Consider the following 20,645-nt stretch of genomic DNA (forward strand, 5'->3'; position numbering starts at 1 on the left):
CATGGACGAGATCGACGGCGGCATCGAGCACGCCGCGCCGGTATGGGCCGTGTTCGGCGACCTGATGTCGGGCCTGCTCGGGGCCTTCGTGCTGATCCTGGTGGGCGTGCTCGGCGTGCACCTCGAGCTGGCCACCAACCTGGAGGCCGAGGTGAACAAGCGCAAGGTCGAGGAACAGCGGCGGGTGGCCCTCGAGCAGGCCCTGGCCGGCCCGTTGGCGTCCGGCCGGGTGACCCTCAACGACGGCCGCATCGGCATCAGCGGCAGCGTGCTGTTTGCCCTCAACTCCGACCACCTGCAGCCGGAAGGCCGGGAGCTCCTCAAGACCCTGGCTGTGCCCCTCACCGCCTACCTGGCCAGCCGCGACGAGATGCTGATGGTCAGCGGCTTCACCGACGACCGGCCGGTGCGCGACAGCAACCGCCAGTTTGCCGACAACTGGGAGCTGTCGGCCCAGCGTGCCCTGACCGTGACGCGGACCCTGATCGAAGAGGGCATTCCCTCGTCCTCGATCTTCGCCGCCGCCTTCGGCCCGGAACAGCCGGTCGCCTCCAATACCGACGCCCAGGGGCGGGCCCGCAACCGCCGCGTGGAAATGGCTCCGGTGCCCAAGTCGTCGAAGGGGAACACCTCAGCTGCGCCCGCAGAGCCTGCCGCAGCTGCCGCGGCGCCCGGCGAGACGCCACGTGAGTGAGATCCGGTCCGCCAGCGGCGTCGCCCCGGATCCCGGGGCGCGGCTGCAGGCCCTGCGGGCGCGTGGCGCGGACGCTTTCGACCGCGTCCGCTTCCGCCACATGGAAGCCCTGGTGGCCCGCGCGGCAGCGCGCGATGGCCTGGCCGGGCAGTTGCTCGCCGGGAAGCTGCAGGCATTGCTGGCCGACTATGAACAGCGTCTCCAGCATGCCCGGCCGCAGTCCGGCCAGGCGGTGGCGCCGGCCAGGCGGCCGCTCGCCGAATTGCTGGCTCATATCGGACACCGCACCGGGGCGGGCACCGGAAGCGGCTCGCCCGATGCCACCGAGCGCGTCACCGAAGCGGCCGGCGAACTCAAATCCGTCGCCTATTTCCGGGACACCTGGCTGAACATCAGCGTCAATCAGCAGGTCACCCAGGCCCTCGCCCAGGCTCCCGACAATGCCGGCCCGCTCAATTCCCATATCCTCGTGCTGCAATCCCTCGAATTGATGCGCGAGATTGCACCCGAATACCTCAAGCGCTTCATGGCCCACAGCGAAGCCCTGCTGTGGCTGGAGCAGGCCGAGAGCGCCGGACAGAAGAGCGTGCAGAAAGCGGTGCAGAAGCCCGCCCCGCGGGCCGACAAGGGTACGAAGCGCAAGGCGGCGCGGGGCGGCACGGGCGGCCAGGCCTGACGTCCGGATCCGCCCCTCAGATCAGCCCCCTCTCGCGGGCCCGGGCGACGGCCTGGGTGCGGTTGCGGGTGCCCAGCTTTGCGTAGATGCGCCGCAGGTGTGTCTCGATGGTGTTCTCGGTGACGAACAGCTTGCGGCTGAGGTCCTTGTTGGAACAGCCCTCGGCCACCAGGCGGAGGATCTGCAGCTCGCGCTGGCTCAGGTCGCCCTCCGGATTGCGGTTGGCTTCCGCGCTCAAGGTCGAGGGCATGTAGGCCACGTTTGTCTCCGAGGCAGCCTTCAGCAGTGCGGTGATGTAGGTCCGCGGGACCACGTGGGAGCGCACCTCCAGGGCTTCGAGAAGTGGTGCGAGCAGCCAGGAGTCGTCGGCGACGACGCGGAACAGGCCTTTCGACTGGGCCTGCACCAGGGCCCGCTCCAGCACCTCCAGGGCATGCTGGCGTTTGCGCGCCGACTCCAGGGCTTGGGCCAGCAGGCAGCGCAGGCGGATCGCCCGGCGCCCCCGGTTGGCCATCTCGGCGGCCTGGATGGCCTCCTCGAGGCGCCCGGTCAGGCCCGGCGCGGTGCCGGCCACCAGGGCGATGCGCACCTCGGCGATGAAGGGGTCGTCCAGATCTTCCGCGTAGGGGAAGAGGCCCTGCCAGTCGCGCCAGATCTCGGGTTCCGACAACAGGGTCAGCAGCCGCCGCGCCGCGGCGAGGTCGCCTGCCCGCAGGGCCAGCCGCAGCTTGCCCTGGCGGGCCGCCGCCGACAGCCGCGGGATGCCCCGCAGATCGCCCATGTCCTGCAGGCAGTCGAGGGTTTCCAGGGCTTCGCGCTGGCGCCCGCGGATGAAATGGATGCGCGAGGCGGCCCGGTAGGTGACGATCAGGTGATCGGGCAGGCAGCTGTCGCGGATCAGGGACAGGTAGTCGGCGATCAGCATCTCGGCCGAGTCGAGTTCGTTGAGCTCGTAGAAGGCTTCAATCAGGTGGGCCGCGGCCACCGCGGTGGAGCTGGTGAAGCGGTAGCCCCCACTTATGATGCTCGACAGGGTGGCGCGGAAGCGCGCGCAGGCCTGGATGGCGTTGCCCTGCAGCAGGTCGATGGCGCCCTCGAAGCACTGGCTGTAACTCAGGCCGTGGATGGCCTTGATCGGCTCCAGGGCGTGCTTGGCCACCACCAGGTGCTGGTGGGCGGCGTAGTAGTTGCCCACCGCGATCTCGCCATAGGCGGCGGCATTGCTGATCAGCCCGACCATGTAGGGGGCGGCCCGGCCCGGCGCGGGCAGCGCGGCGATGGCCGTGCGCAGGGCCTCGGGGAGGCGGTCCATCCAGGCGCCGAGCATGACCTGCAGCACCAGCAGGTCCTGGGCGAACTCTTCCGAAGCCTTCACCTCCGGGCTGATCAGCCCGACCAGGCGGGTGGCGTCCTGGTAGCGGTGCAGGAAGGCGAGGGTGTAGGCCCCGGCGATCAGCAGGGTCGGCTGGGTCTGCAGGACGGCGTCGGGCAGGGCTTCGAGCCACTTGCTGACGATGCCGAACTGGCCGGTGCGCACGTAGTCGGTGGCGCGCCGGGCCATCAGCCGGGCGGCCAGCTCGGGCGCGCCGGCGGCCAGGGCGTGCTCGATGGCCGGCAGGCTCTTGTCGGCGCCATCCAGCCACTGCGCGGCGCGCAGGTGCCAGCCCTGCCGGTCGTCGGCGGCACCGGGCAGGCGGTGGATCTGAGACTGCAGGAAGTCGCGGAACAGCGGGTGGTAGCGGTACCAGTGCCCCTCGGCGTCGATGATCTGCAGGAACAGGTTGTCCTGGTCGGTCTGCAGCAGCAGTCCGGTGCTGTCCTGGCGATCGAACACCGCGTCGCACATCTCCGGGCAGAAGCTCTCGAACAGGCTCGACTGGATCACGAAGGTCCGCAGGGCAGGCGGGAGGCGGTCCAGCACGTCCTCCGCCAGGTAGTCGGTGATGCCCCGCGACGGGCCGTTGAGCCCCTTCAGCACGGCGCTCGGGTCGGCCTTGCCGATCAGCGCCGAGGTGGTCAGCTGCAGCGCCGCGGCCCAGCCGTCGGTGCTCTCCTGCAGGCGCGCCACGTCGGATTCCCCCAGCTCGGCCTTCAGGCGGTTGCGCACGTAGTGGCGGGTCTCGTCGAGCGAAAAGCGCAGGTCCGGGACTTCCAGCTCCAGGAGCTTGCCCTGCACCCGCAGGCGTCCCAGGGGCAGCATGGTCTTGTGGCGGCTGCCCAGGATCAGGCGCTGGCCCGCATTGAGGCTCGACACCAGGCTCATCACGAAGGCCAGCACCTCGCTGGAGGTGATGTGTTCGAACTCGTCGATGAACAGGGCGAGCGGCCCCTCGTGGAGAGCCAGGGCGTCGAGCAGCTCGAAGCTGCGGCCGCTGGCGGTAGCCGATGAGGCCTCCATGGCCGAGGCCTCGAAGTTCTGCCCCTGGAAAGCGGGCAGGGTGGCGCCGAGGCTGAGCCAGACGTACTGGGAGAAGCGGCCGAGATCGTTGTCGGAAGGGTCCAGGGTCAGCCAGCCGACCACCGCGCCCTGATCCGCCAGGTGGCGGTGCAGCTGCCCCATGGCCGTGGATTTGCCGTAGCCCGCGGGGGCGCTGACCAGCACGAGGTTGGCGCCGGACTCTTCGGTGCGCTGGCAGAAGGCGCTGCGCGCGACCAGATCCTGTCCGGCCCGTGGCGGCCTCAGCTTGAGTGGATTCTGCCTTACGGCGGGCAGGGAATCGGGATTCTGGAACATGGGTCGGCGGCGGTGGCGGTCTGTCCGGCGCAGGCGGGCTGCGCAGCAATGTGTATTGGGCCCGGTATTTCCGATGCTCGGCTTCCTATTGTGCAACGGGTCTGCCGATTGTTGCTTCGCCGCATTTGTCCCGGATTTCCGTGTATTGGCGGAGCGACCCATATCCCGGGTCTCCGCGATTGAGAGGGGAGGGGGGCGTCTCCACAATTCGAAAAAGCCAGATCGGAAATGGAATACCGGTTTGCCCGACGAATGTCATGACTGGAGACTGAGAATGAATAAACCCAATAGCATCAAAAAGTCCCCCCGGCTTGGCCCCCTGGGCGCCGAGCCGCCTCTTTTCGATACGGCGGCGATGTTTCAGGAAAGCCTGCATCGATATGCCGAGGAAATCATGCGCCCGGTGGGGACGGCCCTCGACCGGATGGCCCCCGATGCGGTCGTCGCCGCGGATTCACCCTATTGGGAGGCCCGCCGCAAGTTCGTCGAGCTGGGCTTTGGCGTCGAATTGCTGCTGTCCTTCGAGCCGGCCGAGCGGGCCAAGATGATGTCCATCTTCTTCGAGGAACTCGGCTGGGGCGATGCCGGCCTGTCCATTTCCTTCGGCGCCAGCATGCTGCCCGCGTATATGTGTGCGGCGCTGGGGCGCCAGGATCTGCTGGCGCGTTATCCGGAAAGCCTGATTGGCTGCTGGGGCATCACCGAGCCCGATCATGGTTCCGATTCGCTCGATCCGAACCGGATGATCTTTCATGCCGAAGGCAAATACGGACGCCCCAATTGCATTGCCGCCATCGAGGGCGATGAGATTGTCATCAATGGCCAGAAATCCGCCTGGGTATCCAATGGCACGATCGCCGACGTGTGCGTGCTGTATTGCGCCGCCGCCACCGCCAGCGGGCCGGACCACCGCAACGGCTTTGTCGTCATCGTGCCGATGGATGCCCGCGGCGTGTCCCGCGGCAAGCCCCTGGACAAGCTCGGGCAGCGCGCCCTCAACCAAGGCGAGGTGTTCTTCGACGACGTGCGCCTGTCGCTGGATCACGTGCTGGCCGGGCCGGACACCTTCCAGGAGGCGGTGTACATCATTCACACCGCCGCCAATGGTCTGATGGGCGCGGTGTTCACCGGGGTGGGGCGGGCGGCCTTCGAAATGGCCCTGGAATACGCCCACGAGCGCAAGCAGGGCGGCGTACCGATCATCCGCCACCAGTCGGTGGCCCAGCGCCTGTTCCACATGTTCCGCAAGGTCGAGGCCTCGCGGGCGCTGGTCAACCGCGTCCTGCACTACAACTTCGGCACCGAACCGGCCCTGCATGCGGGCATGGCAGCCAAGATCACCGGCACCCAGACCTCCTTCGAGGTGGCCAGCGATGCCCTGCAGATCTTCGGCGGCAACGGCCTGACCCGCGAATACCCGATCGAGAAGCTGCTGCGGGACGCCCGCGCCTCCCTGATCGAGGATGGCTGCAACGAGATTCTCTCCATCAAGGGCGGCTATTACCTGGCCGACCCGGATCGGCTCTGAGGACGGGAGCGGACGTCGATCATGAGCGAGCGCAACGAACTGATTCTTGCCAACCTGATTGCCAACCGGGCCGAGTCGGACCCGGATCGGGATGTACTCACCTTCGAACACGGCGACGGCCCCGACGAGGTCCGGACCTACCGGCAGCTCTGGGACAACGGCTGCCGGATCGCCGGAGCCCTGGGTGAGGAGGGCATCGGGAAGGGGGATTTCTTCGCCATCCTGATGCAGAACCACCCGGAGTTCGTCGATGTCATGGTCGGCGCGTCGATCAGCGGGGCCGTCTTCGTGCCCATCGATCCGCGCACGCGGGGCGAGAAGCTGCTCTACATGCTCCGCCATTCCGGCTGCAAGGGCGTGGTCTGCGCCGACTACAGCCTGCCGGCGGTGCGCGACGTGGCTGCGCAGCTGCCCAACCTGCGCTGGGTGTGGGTGCTCGGCGAGGCCGGCGAGGCGCCGGCGGGCCTGCGCCTGCGCAGCTTGGCGGTGATCCAGGAGGGCCCGGTGCCGGCTGTCGAGATCGCCGTCAGCGACCCCGCCGAGCCGATGGAGATCATGTACACCTCGGGCACCACCGGTGACCCGAAGGGGGTGGTGATCCGCCACGCCCGCTGGGGCGGGGTGGCCAACTGGAACGCCTTGCTCGGCTACCGGGCGGATGACCGGCCCTACACCGGCCTGTCCCTGACCCACGGCAACGCCCAGCTGGTGACCCTGGCCTGCTCCCTCAAGCTGGGCATGCGCGCGGTGTTCAGCCGGCGCTTCACCAAGTCGCGCCTGTGGGACATCGCCCGCAAGTACGGCTGCACCACCTTCACCCTCCTGGGCGGCATGACCACCGCCATCTACAGCGAGCCGCCACGCCCGGACGACGCCGACAACCCGGTGCGCTTCGTCATCTCGGCGGGCATGCCGGCGGGCATCTGGGAGGATTTCGAGCGCCGCTTCGGGGTGCAGATCCTCGAGTTCTACGGCGCCGTGGAGGGCGGCCTGACCATCAAGCCGATCGGCGAGGGCCCGATCGGCAGCATCGGCAAGGCACCACCCTTCCTCAAGCTGCGCCTGGTGGATGAATACGGGGCCGACGTCCCGCCCGGCACCCAGGGAGAAATCATCTTCCAGCTGGCGGACGGCAGCTCGCCGCTGGTCGACTACCTGCACAACCCGGAAGCCTCCGGCAAGAAGGTGCATGGGGGCTGGATGCGCATGGGCGACATCGGCCACCAGGACGAGAACGGCTGGCTGTTCTTCGATTTCCGGGCCGGCGGCGCGATCCGCCACAACGGCGACTTCATCAACCCGGCGGCGGTCGAGAAGCTCCTCGCCGAGAGCCCGCTGGTGGCCGACGTCTTCGTCTACGGGGTGAAGGCGGCGTCGGGCGCCCCCGGCGAGAAGGACGTGGTGGCCGCCGTGGTGCCGACGGACCCCCGCGGCGATGCCGGCTCCACCGCCGCGGCCCTGTTCGCGCTGTGCCGGGCCGGCCTCGAGCCCAACTTTGTGCCGACCTACCTGCAGTGGGTCGACGAGATTCCCAAGACGGCCTCCGAAAAGCCCATCGAGCGCTTCCTGCTGGAGGCCTTCGGGGCCGACGGGGCGCACATCTTCACCGCAGCGGGCCGGCAGTCGGACCGCGCAGCCTGAACCAGAGACAGAAAAAGGAGACAGCAATGGACGATCGTTACCAAGTCGTGGTGTATGGCGCCAGCGGCTACACCGGCAAGCTCACCGCCTGGAAGCTGGCCGAGCGCGGCATCCCCTTCATCGCCGCCGGCCGCAACCTGGCCCGCCTGGAGGCCGAGATGGCCCAGGTGCCCGAGCTGAAGGGGCACGATTACCGCTGCGTGGCGGTGGACAACACCCGCGAAGCCCTGGGCGAACTGTTCCGTGGCCGCCAGGTGGTGATCAACGTGGTAGGCCCCTTCATGCAGCTCGGGGTGCCGGTCGTGGAGGCCTGCCTCGACGCCGGCTGCCACTACTTCGACACCACCGGCGAGGCCGACTGGATGTTCCTGCTCAAGCGGGAATACGGTGCGCGCTTCGCCGCCAAGGGGCGGGTGCTGTGCCCGGCCAACTCCTACATGTGGACCGAAGGCCTGCTGGCGGCGGAGATTGCCCTCGAGACCCCGGGCATCGACTCCCTCAATCTGGTGTACCTGGCCGACTCGGGCGTCAGCGTGGCGTCCACCAAGTCTTTCCTGCGCATGTGCACCCAGCCCCAGTTCCACATCCACAACGGGGCCCTGGCCCAGTGGGAGTACGCCAGATCCCACGTGGTCAACGTGCCGGGCGAGCACGAGCCCTTCAATGCGCTGCCCTGGGGCGGTGGCGGCGAGCCGGTGTGGTACGAGGGCGATCCGCGGGTGCGCCACTGCAAGACCCTGGTGTCCTTCCGCAACCAGGTGGGCTTTGCCGCGGTGTTCGGCTTGCTGCAGAAGTTCGAGGCCGAGTGCCGTCACCTACCCCCGGCGGAGCAGGAGAGGATCACCAACCAGTGGGGCGGCGAGTTCACCACCAGCGAGCCCGGCCGCGAGGATCCGGACCTCAACCGCTGCGTGCTGTCCTGCCATGCCCGCGGCCGCACCCAGTCGGTGAGCGTGATCCTGCGCGGCAATTCACCCTACGTGCAGACCGGCGTGCTCGGCGCCGAGGCGGCCCGGCGCATCCTGCGCGGGCAATACGAGGCGGTGGGCTTTGCCTCGCCGGCCAAGGTCTTCGGGGCCCGCCGGCTGCTCGGGGCGCTCGCCGAGGAAGGCTTCCTCGAGTGGGAAGTGAAGAACGTCTGAGGGGGGCACAGCCCATGAATTCTCAAGTGTACGTGGCCGGGGTCGGCATGACCCACTTCGGCCGGCATACCGGCACCTCCCTCAAGGAGTTGGCGGCGATCGCCATCGAGCGGGCCCTTGTCGATGCCGGCGCCACTGCCGGCGACCTGGAGGCGGCCTTCTTCGCCAACTCGACCCAGGGGCACATGGACGGCCAGGACATGATCCGCGGCCAGATCGCCCTGCGCGCCTTCGGCATCCAGGGCATCCCGGTGGTCAACGTCGAAAACGCCTGCGCCAGCGCCAGCACGGCCTTCCAGCTGGCGGTGACCCAGGTGCGGGCGGGCGCGGCCGACATCGTGCTGGCCATCGGTGCCGAGAAGATGTTCTCCGATGACAAGGCGCGCATGTTCAGCATCTTCGACGGCGCCTGGGATGTGCATGACAGCGAGGCCAACCGCCAGCGCCTGCTGGAGATGGGCCACGGCATTGTCCCGCCGGAGGGCTCGCAGTCGACGCGGCCCTACTCGGTGTTCATGGACATCTACGCCGCCATGGGGCGCATGCACATGCGTGAGTACGGCACCACCCAGCGCCAGTTTGCCGCCGTGTCGGCCAAGAACCACGGGCATTCCGTGCATAACCCCCTGGCCCAGTACCGGGACGCCTATTCCATCGAGGACATCCTGGCGGCGCCACCCATCACCTACCCGCTGACCCTGCCCATGTGCTCACCGATCTGCGACGGCGCCGCTGCCGCCGTGGTGTGCAGCGAGGCCGGCCTGGCCCGCCTGGCACGGGGAGGGGCGCGCGAGCGGGCCATCCGGGTGCTGGCAGCGGTGATGCAGACCGGTTCCGACCGGGCCGCCACCGACATGGAGCGCCACGTGGTCCGCCTGGCCTCGCGACGGGCCTACGAGCTGGCGGGGGTGGGGCCGTCCGACATCTCGGTGGCCGAAGTGCATGACGCCACCGCCATCGGCGAGATCATCCAGTCCGAGGTGCTCGGCTTCTGTCCCCCGGGGCAGGGTGGCTTCCTGGCCGAGCGGGGCGAAACCCGCATCGGCGGGCGGATCCCGATCAACCCGTCCGGCGGCCTCGAATCGAAGGGCCATCCGATAGGGGCCACCGGCCTGGGGCAGATCCACGAGCTGGTCACCCAGCTGCGTGGCGAGGCCGGCGCCCGCCAGGTGGAGGGCGCGCGGCTGGCCCTGGCCGAGAACGGTGGCGGCCTGCACGGCATCGAGGAGGCCGTGGCATGCGTGACCATCCTGGGGCGCTGAACGCCATGACGGAAGATCTGGCAGGCCAGGTCGCCCTGGTCACCGGGGCGGCCCGCGGCCTCGGTCTGGAGGTGGCCGGTGCCCTGGCCGCCGCCGGCGTGCGGGTGATGCTCACCGACGTGCTGTCCGAGGCCGGGCAGGCCGCCGCGGGCGGGATCCCCGGCGCCCGCTTCATCGCCCATGACGTGACCGTCGAGGACGACTGGATACGCGCCGTCGATGCAACGATGCAGCACTTCGGGCGGCTCGACATCGTGGTGAACAACGCCGGAGTGGAGAGCGCCCGCCTCTTCGCGGACTGTTCCCTCGAGGAGTTCCGGCGCATCCAGGCGGTGAACGTGGACGGCAGCTTCCTCGGCATCAAGTGGGGCATCCGCGCGATGCGGCCGGGCGGCTGTGCCGGGCGTGGCGGCGCCATCATCAACCTGTCGTCGGTGGCCGGCCTGATCGGCGTGCCGGGGCTGGGGGCCTATTGCACGGCCAAGGGCGGGGTGCGCCTGATGACCAAGGCGGCGGCCATCGAGTGCGCCCGGCTGGGTTATGGCATCCGGGTGAACTCCATCCATCCCGCCATCATCCGCACCCGGATGGGCGACGAGGTGGTGCAGGGCCTGGTGGACTGCGGCCTGGCGCCGGATCCGGCGACGGCCGAGGCGGCCATGGCCGGCCTGCATCCGATGGGCTACGGCCAGCCGCAGGACGTGGCTTCGGCGGTGTACTACCTGGCGTCGCCCGCCGCCCGCTGGATCAACGGCGCGGAGCTCGTCCTCGATGGCGGGTTGACCGCGTGCTAGGCCGCCTGCAGAGGCCCATTTCATACATACGAAGGACAAGCCATGTTTCAAGCGATTCAGGTCAATGAAGACGGCAGCGCCGCGCTGCGCGAGCTCGACGAATCCACGCTGCCGGACGGCGACGTGGACATCGATGTCGAGTACTCGACCATCAACTACAAGGACGGGCTGGTGATCACCCAGCGCATGCCGCTGGTGAAGCACTTTCCGATGGTGCCGGGCATCGACCTGGCCGGGGTGGTGCGCACCAGCACCCATCCCGCCTGGCAGCCCGGCGACCGGGTGATCCTCAACGGCTACGGGGTCGGCGAATCCCACTGGGGCGGCTTGTCGACCTGCGCCCGGGTCAGCGGCGAGTGGCTGGTGCCGATGCCGGACAGCTTTTCGTCGCGCCAGGCGATGGCCATCGGCACGGCCGGCTACACCGCCATGCTGTGCGTGATGACCCTGGAGCGCCACGGCATCCGGCCCGACAGCGGCGAGGTGCTGGTGACGGGGGCCAGCGGCGGGGTGGGCAGTGTGGCCATCGCCATCCTGTCCCGGCTCGGCTACCGGGTGGTGGCCAGCACCGGCCGGCCGGAGGAGGCGCCTTACCTCAAAGCCCTCGGGGCCGCGGCGATCATCGACCGCAATACCCTGTCCGCCCCCGGCGTGCCGATGGCCGAGGAGCGCTGGGCCGGCGCCATCGATACGGCCGGCAGCCACACCCTGGCCAACGTCTGCGCGGCGGTGCGTTACGGCGGCGCCGTGGCGGCCACCGGCCTGGCCCAGGGCCTGGATTTCCACACCACCATGCTGCCCTTCGTGCTGCGCAACCTGGCCCTCTACGGGGTGGACAGCGTCCGCGCCCCCCAAGCCCTGCGCCGGGAGGCGTGGGCGCGCCTGGCCCGTGACCTGGACACGGGCTTGCTCGAATCCATGGTCACCGAGATCGGCCTGCAGGATGTCCTGCAGTGTGCCCCGCAGATCCTCGAAGGCCGCATCCGCGGCCGCATCGTGGTCAAGGTGGGCACCTGAGGGCCTGCCCAGCTTCAGCCCACCGCCGCACCCCCCCTCCCCAAAGCGGCCGGTGGCTTTCCGGTTCGGGGGCAATCCCCGAACCATTTTTTCTTCCCGAATCAGGAGTACCTATGCCGCTGACCATTGCAGTGGCGCGAGAGCGCGCGCCCGGCGAAAAGCGGGTCGCCCTGTCGCCCGAGAGCGCACGACGCTTCAAGGATCTCGGTGCCGAGCTGCGCATCGAGGCCGGGGCGGGCCTGAGCAGCCATTTCGTGGACGCGGACTACGCGGACGTGGCATCCGCCCACAGCCTGGAAGAAACCTACGCGGGGGCCGACGTGATCCTGCGGGTCAGCCCGCCCTCCCCGGAGGAGATCGCGGCGATGCCCGTCGGCAGCGTGCTGATCGGCCTGCTGCGGCCCTTCGAGCTGCCGGCCCGCCTGGATGCGCTCAACGGGCGGCGCATCACGGCCTTCGCCCTCGAACTGCTGCCGCGCATCTCCCGGGCCCAGAGCATGGATGTGCTGTCGTCCCAGGGCGCCTGCGCCGGCTACCAGAGCGGCCTGATCGCGGCTGCGCGCTGCGCGAAGTTCTTCCCGATGCTGACGACGGCATCGGGCACCGTCCGCCCGGCGCGGGTACTGGTGATCGGTGCCGGTGTGGCGGGCCTGCAGGCCATCGCCACCTGCCGCCGCCTCGGCGCTGCCGTGGAGGCCTACGACGTGCGCGCCGCGGCCCGCGAGCAGATCGAATCCCTGGGCGCCAAGTTCGTCGACACCGGGGTGCAGGCCGACGGCGCCGGTGGCTATGCGCGGGACCTGAGCGCCGTCGAAAAGCTGCAGCAGGCGGAGCGTCTGGCCCGTGCCGTGGCGGCGGCAGACGTGGTCATCACCACCGCGGCGGTGCCCGGCAAGGCCGCGCCGGTGATCGTCACCGAAGAGATGGTGGCGCAGATGCGGCATGGCGCCCTGATCGTCGACCTGGCCGCGGAAACCGGCGGCAACTGCGCCCTGACGCAGCCGGGTGAGCACGTGGACGTCGGCGGCGTGCATATCCACGGCCCGCTGCACCTGGCCTCGCGCATGCCGACCCATGCCTCCGACCTGTATGCCCGCAACCTCTACAACTTCCTGTCGCCCTGGGTCCGTGAAGGGCAGCTCGCCTTCGACGGGGCTGACGAGATCCTCGCCGGGGCGCTGCTGTGCCGGGACGGCAGCACCGTCCATCCCCTGGTGAAGCACGTTCTGGGAGAAGCCTGATGGACCCCGTACTGACGCTCTACATCTTCATGCTCGCCGCCGTTGCCGGCTTCGAGATCATTGCCCGGGTGCCGGTGATCCTGCACACCCCGCTGATGTCCGGCTCCAACTTCATCCACGGTGTGGTGGTGGTGGGGGCCATGATCGTGCTGGGCAGCGCCGACAGCATGCTGGAAAAGGCTATCGGCTTCTTCGCGGTGGCCCTCGGCGCGGCCAATGCCGCCGGCGGCTACGTGGTCACCGAACGCATGCTGGCCATGTTCCGCAGCAAGGGGGAGGGGAAATGACGCTACCCGCATTCGTCCAGGGGGCGTGGTTCGCCGGCGCCCTGTTCTTCATCTTCGGCCTCAAGGGCATGAGCTCGCCGGCCTCCGCGCGGCGCGGCATCATCGTCGCCGGCTACGGCATGCTCACCGCCATTGCCGGCACCTTCCTGATCCCGGGCCTGCAGAACATCGGGCTGATCGCCATCGCCCTGGGGCTGGGCAGCGCGGTGGCCTGGCTGTCCGGGGCGCGGGTCAAGATGACCGACATGCCCCAGATGGTGGCGATCTACAACGGCATGGGCGGCGGCGCCGCGGCGGCCATCGCGGCCGTGGAGTTCGTCAAGGGCGACACCCACGACCTGGCGACCACCGCGCTGGCGGTGCTCGGCGCGCTGATCGGGGCGGTGTCCTTCACCGGGTCCTGCATCGCCTGGGCCAAGCTGCAGGGCGTGCTCAGGAAGGCCGTGCGCCTGCCCGCCCAGAATGCCCTCAATGTGCTGCTGGCGCTTGGCACCGTGGCGCTGGGGCTGGCCACCGTGATGCTGGCGCCGGCCCGCCCCGAGCTGGTGTGCGCCTTCTTCGCCCTGGCGCTGATCCTGGGCCTGGTGGTGACCCTGCCGATCGGCGGCGCCGACATGCCGGTGGTGATCTCCCTGTTCAACGCCTTCACGGGGCTGGCGGTGGGTTTCGAGGGCTATGTGCTGGGCAATCCGGCGCTGATCATCGCCGGCATCGTGGTCGGCGCGGCCGGCACCCTGCTCACCCAGCTGATGGCCAAGGCCATGAACCGGCCGATCAGCAACATCCTCTTCGTGCCGATGGCCGCCGCCGGCAGCGGCGCGGCGGTGGAGGGCGAACAGAAGGAGATCGGCGCCATGGATGTGGCGGCGCTGATGCGCTATGCCGACCGGGTCATCATCGTGCCGGGCTACGGCATGGCCGTGGCCCATGCCCAGCACAAGGTGTGGGAGATGACCGAGCTGCTCGAGGAGGCCGGGGTGGAGGTGAAGTTCGCCATCCACCCGGTGGCCGGCCGCATGCCGGGCCACATGAACGTGCTGCTGGCCGAGGCCGGCGTGCCCTACGACAAGATCTTCGACCTGGACGAGATCAACGGGGAATTCGCCCAGGCCGACGTGGCCCTGGTGATCGGCGCCAATGACGTGGTCAATCCGGCGGCCCGCAGCGACAAATCCAGCCCCATCTACGGCATGCCCATCCTCAATGCCGACATGGCCCGCAATGTGATCGTGGTGAAGCGCGGAAAAGGCTCCGGCTATTCCGGCGTGGAGAACGCCCTGTTCTATTCGGACAATTGCCAGATGCTGTATGGCGATGCGCAACCGATGGCGGGCGAAATCATTCAGCACCTGAAGGCCATGGGGTGATCCGTGATGGGTTGATTCTATTTCTCTCCGCTGTTGGTTCGTGTGCTTGGGAACCTGCAGGTTTGGCCGGATGGGGGATCCTGTCCGGCCTTTTTTCTGGGCTTTGTCGGGGGGCTTCATTCGCCCGTGGTGCGTTGGGCCTTTGCTGGTCGGTTTTCCTTTGTTTTACGTTGTATTGGCCGGGATTTCGCCCCGGCGGGCGACTTACTTCTTTGCTTCGCCAAAGAAGTAAGCAAGAAAGGCGACCCGCCTCCCCGGTCATTCGCTTACGCGAATGACTGCCCTGCGCTGCTCACGGCAGGCGGCCGGCGCGGAACTCGCCCTTCGGGCTCAAACAGCCGCGCCGGACTTCCCCGCCTGCCGTTCCGCTGCTCGGCGGGTCGGAACGGGCTTTCAGCAAGCACCGAGCCTCTACGGAAAATCCGGCGGATGCGAGACGTTGGGGTTTTGCTTTTGCGTTGATCATCACCCCCTGCTTCAGCAAACGCGCGGTGTTTGCGAAAAGCCCGTTCTGACCCGCCGAGCAGCGGAGCAGCGGGCGGGGCCTTCCGGCGCGGCTGTCTGAGGAGGCGCAGCCGACGAGTTCCGCGCCGGCCGCCCGATGCGAGCAGCGCAGGGGAGTCGTCCGCTACGCGGACGACCGGGGAAGCCGGGTCGCCTTTCTTTCCCCCTTTCTTTGGCGACGCAAAGAAAGGGGTCGCCCGCCGGGGCGAAATCCCGGCCAATCCAACGTAAAACAACGGAAAGCCCCGGAACAACAGAAAGCCCTCCAGCAACCCCCAAAAACCGCCTCAAACACAAAAATCCAGACACTCCCGCTCCCGGATCGCAGAACTCAATCAAGCCACCGCAGAACTGAGTCAAGGATCGCGTTAACTGAGTTAACGCGCCGCTTAACTCAGTTAACGGACCGCAGATGTCAGTTAACGCATCGCGGATGTCAGTTAACGAACTCGTTAACTCAGTTAACGCACAGCGGATTTGAGTTAACCGACCGCGGAATTGAGTTCACGACCGGCGTAACTCAAATCCGCGACCGCGGATGTCAGTTCCAGCACCGCGGATTTGAGTTCTCGCACTCCGGATCTGACATCCGGCCCCGCGGAAGTGAGTTCACGCATGGCGGATGTGACATCCGGCGGCGCTTCATTCAGTTCCGCGGGCCCGGAAGTGACATCCCCGCGCCCTGCACCCCCGAACACCGCGCCTGCAGCCAGTCCCGATGCTGCTGTGCACCGTCCGTCACGGATTTCCGTGCTTTCCGGGATGCGTGAACCTAACGGCTCTCCGTGATTGAGAGGGGGAGGGGGGCGGCAGAAAATTGAATCGTCGGGAATGGCCATTTGCCTCCAGGCAAATAGGCAATGAGCCCGACGTCAATCAAAAGTGGGGAAGGCAATTGAACACTATCAGGCACAAGATCGCGCACTGGACCCTCAAACGGCCCTGGTTGTCGCTGCTGCTGGCATTGGCCGTGACTGCATTCTTTGCAGTGGGGGCGGCCCGGGTGGAGGTGAGGACCATTTTCTCCGACCTGTTTCCGGAGACTCATCCATTCGTCCAGACATTCCGGGATCACGCCAATTTCGGCAATCCGCTCACCGTGACCATCATGGTCCAGCGTACCGACGGCAAGGACATCTATGCCGCCGACACGATGGAGAAGATCTGGAACCTGTCCCGCGACATCGACCTGACGCCGGGTGTGGACCATGACCAGGTGGTCTCCATCGCCACCGAGAAGGCCCGCTACACGGTGCTCACGGCCGACGGGATCTTCTCCAATCCGGTGATGGACGATCACCCGCCGGCGACGCCGGAGGAACTGGAGGAGGTGCGCCGCCGCATCGGCGAGTCGCCGGCGGTGCGGTCCTTCCTGGTCTCGGGTGACCAGACGGCGGCCATCATCAATGCCACCTTCATCGAGCGCCTGGTGGATTACCGCCAGGTCTTCGAGGCGGTGCAGGCGCTGAGCAGCCAGTACTCCGACGGCCAGCACCGCATCCACGTGGCCGGCTGGCCGATGCTCACCGGCTGGATCTACCACTTCGGCGAGGACACCCCGAAGATCTTCGCGGTGACCCTGGGGCTGATGTTCGTGTTCCTGTTTGCCGCCATGCGCAACCTGGCGGGGGTTGTCACCCCGCTGGTGGTGAGCCTGGTGTCGGCGGTGTGGGGCTTTGGCTTCGTGGGCTGGATCCACCAGCCGGTGGAGCCGCTGCTGATGGTCGTGCCCCTGCTGCTGATCGCCCGCTCCTTCAGCCACTGCGTGCAGGCCACCGAGCGCTATTACGAGATCCTGCTGGAGGTGGGCGATCGTCGCAAGGCGGCCGAGATGTCCCTGGCGATGATGTTCGCACCGGGCACCCTGGGCATCTTCACCGACGTGTGCGGGTTGCTGCTGGTGGGCATCGCCCCCATCCCGGCGATGGAGCGCTTCGCCTTGTTCACCGGCTTCTGGGCGATGTGCCTGGTGCCCACCAGCGTGCTGCTGACGCCGGTGATCCTCAGCCTGCTGCCGGCGCCGGGCAACCTGCGCAGCCTGGTGGGAGAGGGCGGTGGCGGTGCCGGGCAGAAGGCCGGCCTGGTGCAGCGTGGCCTGCACGGGCTGCTCTCCGCGGCGGGCTGGCTCAGCACCGGCGGGCGGGCCCGCTTCACCGCCGCCGCCTTTCTGGCGATGACCGGCTACTCGATCTGGATGATGTTCCAGCTGCAGGTGGGTAATCCGGTGGAGGGCAGCAACCTGCTGCGCCACGATGCGGAGTTCAACACGGCGGTGCGCCAGATCAACCGGAACTTCCCGGGCAGCATGACCCTGGAGGTGGTCTTCGAGGGCAAGGAAGGGCGCATCGTGCGCCAGTCGGACACCCTGCAGACCATGCAGCAGCTGCAGCGCTGCCTGGAGGGCAAGGAACATCCGCCGCGCGCCACCCTGTCCTTTGCCGACTACGCGCCGGAGGCCAACCGCCTGTTCAACGGCGGCCACCCGAAATGGCTGCCGCTGGACCGCAACGATGCCGCCGCCTCGGCCGCTTCCGGCGCGCTGATGCTCGGCTCCAGCCCCAACGCCTACCTGCACATCGCCGACTTCCAGCAGAAGAACGCCACCGTGTCCCTGTGGTATTCGGACAACCGGCAGGCCACCGTGGATGCCGCCCTGGCGGATGCGCGCAGCTGCATCGGCGAGGTGGGGGAGGACCACAAGACCTTCCGCATCCGCCTCGCCACCGGCTCCATCGCCTTGCAGCAGTCGGTCAATGAAACGGTGGACCTGTACCAGTGGTACATCCTGGCCGGCCTCAACCTGGCCATCGGCATCGGCTGCAGCCTGGCCTACCGCTCGGTGGCCGCGGCGCTGATCCTGCTGCTGCCGGTGAACCTGGCCAACGCCATGCTCACCGCCTTCATGGCCTTCTTCGGCATGGGGCTGGACGTGAACAGCCTGCCCATCCTGGCCATCGGCATCGGCGTGGGCATCGACTACGGCATCTACCTGCTCAGCCGCATCTGCGAGGAGTTCAAGGACGCCCAGCACTACGGCAAGGCCATCCAGGCGGCGCTGACCACCTGCGGCAAGGCGATCCTCTTCACCGCCGTGCTGATGACCATCGGCATCGCGCCCTGGTACTTCCTGTCCGAGCTGAAGTTCCTCGCCGACATGGGCCTGCTGCTGGTCATCGTGATGTCCATCAACACGGTGCTGGCCCTGGTGCTGGTGCCCCTGCTGATCTACCTCTTCAAGCCCCGCTTCGTATCCGCGGAGCACCACTTCCTGTCCGAGTCGGTGGATGGCTGGCTCGACACCCACCGGCTCGAACAGAAGACCCAGTCCTGAGCCCCCGCTGCGCAATCCACAAGAACCTTCAGGAGACGAGACATGCATCTGCTCAAGTACGACTTCAACTACAGCCGCCGGGCCTTCCTGGCCAAGGCTGGCACCCTGGCCGGCGCCGGCGTGCTGGCCCCCCTGTGGCCACTGATCGCCCGCGGCGCCGACATCGGCAAGGCCTACCCGGACGAGCTGATGTCCATCGAGGCGTGGACCAAGGGCAAGATCAAGACCGGCGACGTGATCACCGCCGCCAACGTGGACGTGGTGAAGGAGCTGCTCACCCCCATCGCCTACCGCCAGATCAAGGAGATGGGCCGGCGCATCCGCATCGTGGCGACCACCCGCGACGTGTCGCGGCTGTTTCCCCACGATTACTTCGAGGCCACCCTGCGCAATGCCGGCAAGGCCAGCTTCGGTGCCGACGGCAATGTGTATGCCCCCAACGGCGAACGCTGGATCGGCGGCAACCCCTTCCCCGACGCGAAGACCCCGGTCGAGGCCTATGCCAACCTGACCCTCAGCTGGGGCCGCCACAACAACGCGGTGTACGCGGTGAAGGACTGGGACATCGGGCCCGACGGCAAGGTGAACTACCAGTACGACTTTGTGTGGTTCGAGGAGAACACCTGCGGCCGCCTCGGCCCCGGGGGCGCTTTCGGCAGCTACACGGGCGACGGGCACAAGGACAAGCTGCGCTACCAGACGGTGATGTTCACCGGCCCCTCCGACGTGCGCGGCACCGCCTACCTCAACACCTGGTACTACGACCAGCGCAAGTTCCCCGAGCTGGTGGGCTATGTGCCGGCCTTCAAGCGGGTGCGCAAGTTTCCCACCAACCAGCGCTTCGAGCCCCTGGCGCCGGGCCTCACCTTCTATTTGTCCGACGCCTGGGCGGCGGGCGATCCGATGCTGATCTGGGGCAACTACAAGCTGGTGGAGCGGCGCCCGATGCTCGGCGCGGTGTCCCACAACCAGGTGGACGACCCCAACTGGGAGCTGGCCACCCATGGCGGCCCGGAGGGCAAGACCTTCTTCGAGTACGACGTGGAGCTGATCCCCGAATGCCTGGTGGTCGATGCGGAGCCGGTGGGCTTCCCGCGTGCCCCCCTGGGCCGCAAGCGGGCGTGGATCGACGCCCGCAACATGATGTACATCGGCTACCACACCTACGACCGGCGCGGCGAGCTGTTCAAGAGCTTCGAGCCGGCCTACGGCCTGTACGAGAAGAAGGGCGTCAAGGATCTCACCGGCAAGCACACCACCTGGTCGTGGACCTCGGTGATGACCCACGACATCCAGAACAACCGCATGTCCCGCTTCGTGCAGGCCAAGCAGATCGCCGGCGGCTACAAGTCCGCCCGCAACGTGGAGGGCATGTACGACAAGTACCTCACCGAACAGGCCCTTGGCCGAATGGGGGCCTGAGGTGCGGCGCCCGGCATGTTTACGCACCCTGGCCCTGCTGACTGCCACGCTGCTGGCCGGCGGGGTGGGGGCCGCGGAGGCACAGGACCCGCAGGTGAAGATCCGCGGCACGCCCCACGACTTCCTGTACGGCATGAGCTTCGAGGGCAGCGCCGGCACCGCAGTGGGCGACCACGGCCTGGTGCTGGCCACCCGCGATGGCGGCCAGACCTGGACGCGCCAGCCGGCGGTGGCCGGCGGACTCGGCCTGCTGACGGTGACCCGCAGCCAGGGGCGTTGCCTGGCGGGAGGGCAGCAGGGCGCCATCCTGCGCTCGGACGATTGCCTCCGCTGGGAAACCCTCAAGGCCGTCACCGACGCCCGCATCCTCGGCATGCACATGAACGCGCGGGGCGTCGCCTACGCCGTGGGAGGCTTCGGCACGGTGCTGCGCTCCGGCGACTGGGGGCGGACCTGGGAAGTGTTGGCCATCGACTGGAAGGCGGTGCTCGGCACCGACGCCGAGCCGCACCTCTATGGGGTGAAGGTGGATGACGAGGGCGTGGCCACCCTGGCCGGCGAGTTCGAACTGGTGCTGCGCAGCCAGGACGGGGGCGCCCGCTGGCAGGTATTGCACCGTGGCGAGCGCGCTTTGTCGGCCCTGGCGACGGGGCCCGGCGGCCGCCTCTACGCGGTTGGCCAGGAGGGCCTGGTGCTGCGCTCCCAGGATGACGGCCGGACCTGGGCCGCCGTGGACACCGGCTCCCACGCCGTGCTCACCGACGTGTGGGCCAGCCCCGACGGGGCGCTGGTGGTGGCCGTGGGGGTGCGCACGGTGCTGGTCAGCCGTGATGGCGGGGGCAGCTTTGCGCCCGCCGCGGCGGCCTTGCGCCAGGGCATCCATTCCACGGTGCACGGCACCCAGGACGCGTCTGGCGGATCCGGCGGCTATGCGGTGCTGATCGGCGGCAGTGCCGGTGCGGTGACCAGGGCCCGTTTCTGAAGCGCAGTTCTAGCTCAATCAAG

At 68.1% G+C, this 20,645-nt stretch carries 15 protein-coding genes; 14 read left to right on the top strand and 1 reads right to left on the bottom strand.

Annotation, left to right across the window (positions count from 1 at the left end; genetic code table 11):
- Position 1 precedes the first annotated feature (1 nt).
- A complete protein-coding gene (locus tag HHL15_RS22580) occupies positions 2-694 on the top strand; it encodes an OmpA family protein (RefSeq protein ID WP_169148078.1) in 693 nt (230 codons plus the stop codon).
- Positions 687-1,370: a DUF2894 domain-containing protein gene (locus HHL15_RS22585; protein WP_169148079.1), complete on the top strand. Its 684-nt coding sequence runs from the start codon at positions 687-689 to the stop codon at positions 1,368-1,370. The genes HHL15_RS22580 and HHL15_RS22585 overlap by 8 nt, the downstream gene beginning before the upstream one ends.
- Before the next feature lie 16 nt (positions 1,371-1,386).
- On the opposite strand, the gene HHL15_RS22590 is transcribed toward HHL15_RS22585, so the two are convergent.
- The gene (locus tag HHL15_RS22590; RefSeq protein WP_169148080.1) at positions 1,387-4,104 is read right to left on the bottom strand and encodes a LuxR C-terminal-related transcriptional regulator; all 2,718 of its coding nucleotides are present in this window, start codon (positions 4,102-4,104) and stop codon (positions 1,387-1,389) included.
- A gap of 274 nt (positions 4,105-4,378) precedes the next feature.
- Between HHL15_RS22590 and HHL15_RS22595 the strand changes: the two genes are divergently transcribed.
- From HHL15_RS22595 to HHL15_RS26635, 12 genes are all read left to right on the top strand, one after another.
- Positions 4,379-5,632 (top strand): acyl-CoA dehydrogenase family protein, encoded by a 1,254-nt coding sequence (locus HHL15_RS22595; RefSeq protein ID WP_169148081.1) that lies wholly within the window; start codon positions 4,379-4,381, stop codon positions 5,630-5,632.
- Between the two features lie 21 nt (positions 5,633-5,653).
- Positions 5,654-7,273: an AMP-binding protein gene (locus tag HHL15_RS22600; protein WP_169148082.1), complete on the top strand. Its 1,620-nt coding sequence runs from the start codon at positions 5,654-5,656 to the stop codon at positions 7,271-7,273.
- A gap of 26 nt (positions 7,274-7,299) precedes the next feature.
- Positions 7,300-8,415, top strand: coding sequence for a saccharopine dehydrogenase family protein (locus HHL15_RS22605; RefSeq protein ID WP_169148083.1), 1,116 nt, complete (start codon positions 7,300-7,302; stop codon positions 8,413-8,415).
- A 14-nt stretch (positions 8,416-8,429) separates the two neighbouring features.
- Complete coding sequence (locus tag HHL15_RS22610; protein WP_169148084.1) at positions 8,430-9,677, top strand: thiolase family protein; 1,248 nt, start codon at positions 8,430-8,432, stop codon at positions 9,675-9,677.
- On the top strand, positions 9,653-10,471 hold the full coding sequence (locus tag HHL15_RS22615) for an SDR family oxidoreductase (protein ID WP_235943615.1): 819 nt from the start codon (positions 9,653-9,655) through the stop codon (positions 10,469-10,471). The genes HHL15_RS22610 and HHL15_RS22615 overlap by 25 nt, the downstream gene beginning before the upstream one ends.
- Positions 10,472-10,513: 42 nt before the next feature.
- The gene (acuI, locus tag HHL15_RS22620; RefSeq protein WP_169148085.1) at positions 10,514-11,488 is read left to right on the top strand and encodes an acrylyl-CoA reductase (NADPH); all 975 of its coding nucleotides are present in this window, start codon (positions 10,514-10,516) and stop codon (positions 11,486-11,488) included.
- 113 nt (positions 11,489-11,601) lie between these two features.
- A complete protein-coding gene (locus HHL15_RS22625) occupies positions 11,602-12,729 on the top strand; it encodes an NAD(P) transhydrogenase subunit alpha (protein WP_169148086.1) in 1,128 nt (375 codons plus the stop codon).
- Entirely contained in the window at positions 12,729-13,016 is a 288-nt protein-coding gene (locus HHL15_RS22630) for an NAD(P) transhydrogenase subunit alpha (RefSeq protein WP_169148087.1), read from the top strand. The genes HHL15_RS22625 and HHL15_RS22630 overlap by 1 nt, the downstream gene beginning before the upstream one ends.
- Positions 13,013-14,383, top strand: a complete 1,371-nt coding sequence (locus tag HHL15_RS22635; RefSeq protein ID WP_169148088.1) for an NAD(P)(+) transhydrogenase (Re/Si-specific) subunit beta — start codon at positions 13,013-13,015, stop codon at positions 14,381-14,383. Before HHL15_RS22630 ends, HHL15_RS22635 begins: the two co-directional genes overlap by 4 nt.
- 1,399 nt (positions 14,384-15,782) lie before the next feature.
- Positions 15,783-18,218, top strand: a complete 2,436-nt coding sequence (locus tag HHL15_RS22640) for an efflux RND transporter permease subunit (protein WP_169148089.1) — start codon at positions 15,783-15,785, stop codon at positions 18,216-18,218.
- 42 nt (positions 18,219-18,260) lie between these two features.
- The gene (locus HHL15_RS22645) at positions 18,261-19,640 is read left to right on the top strand and encodes a DUF1329 domain-containing protein (RefSeq protein ID WP_169148090.1); all 1,380 of its coding nucleotides are present in this window, start codon (positions 18,261-18,263) and stop codon (positions 19,638-19,640) included.
- A 1-nt stretch (position 19,641) separates the two neighbouring features.
- A complete protein-coding gene (locus HHL15_RS26635) occupies positions 19,642-20,622 on the top strand; it encodes a WD40/YVTN/BNR-like repeat-containing protein (protein ID WP_169148091.1) in 981 nt (326 codons plus the stop codon).
- The last annotated feature ends 23 nt before the right edge of the window (positions 20,623-20,645 follow it).

Source organism: Zoogloea dura (genome assembly GCF_012927165.1).
In the GTDB taxonomy this organism is placed as follows: domain Bacteria; phylum Pseudomonadota; class Gammaproteobacteria; order Burkholderiales; family Rhodocyclaceae; genus Zoogloea; species Zoogloea dura.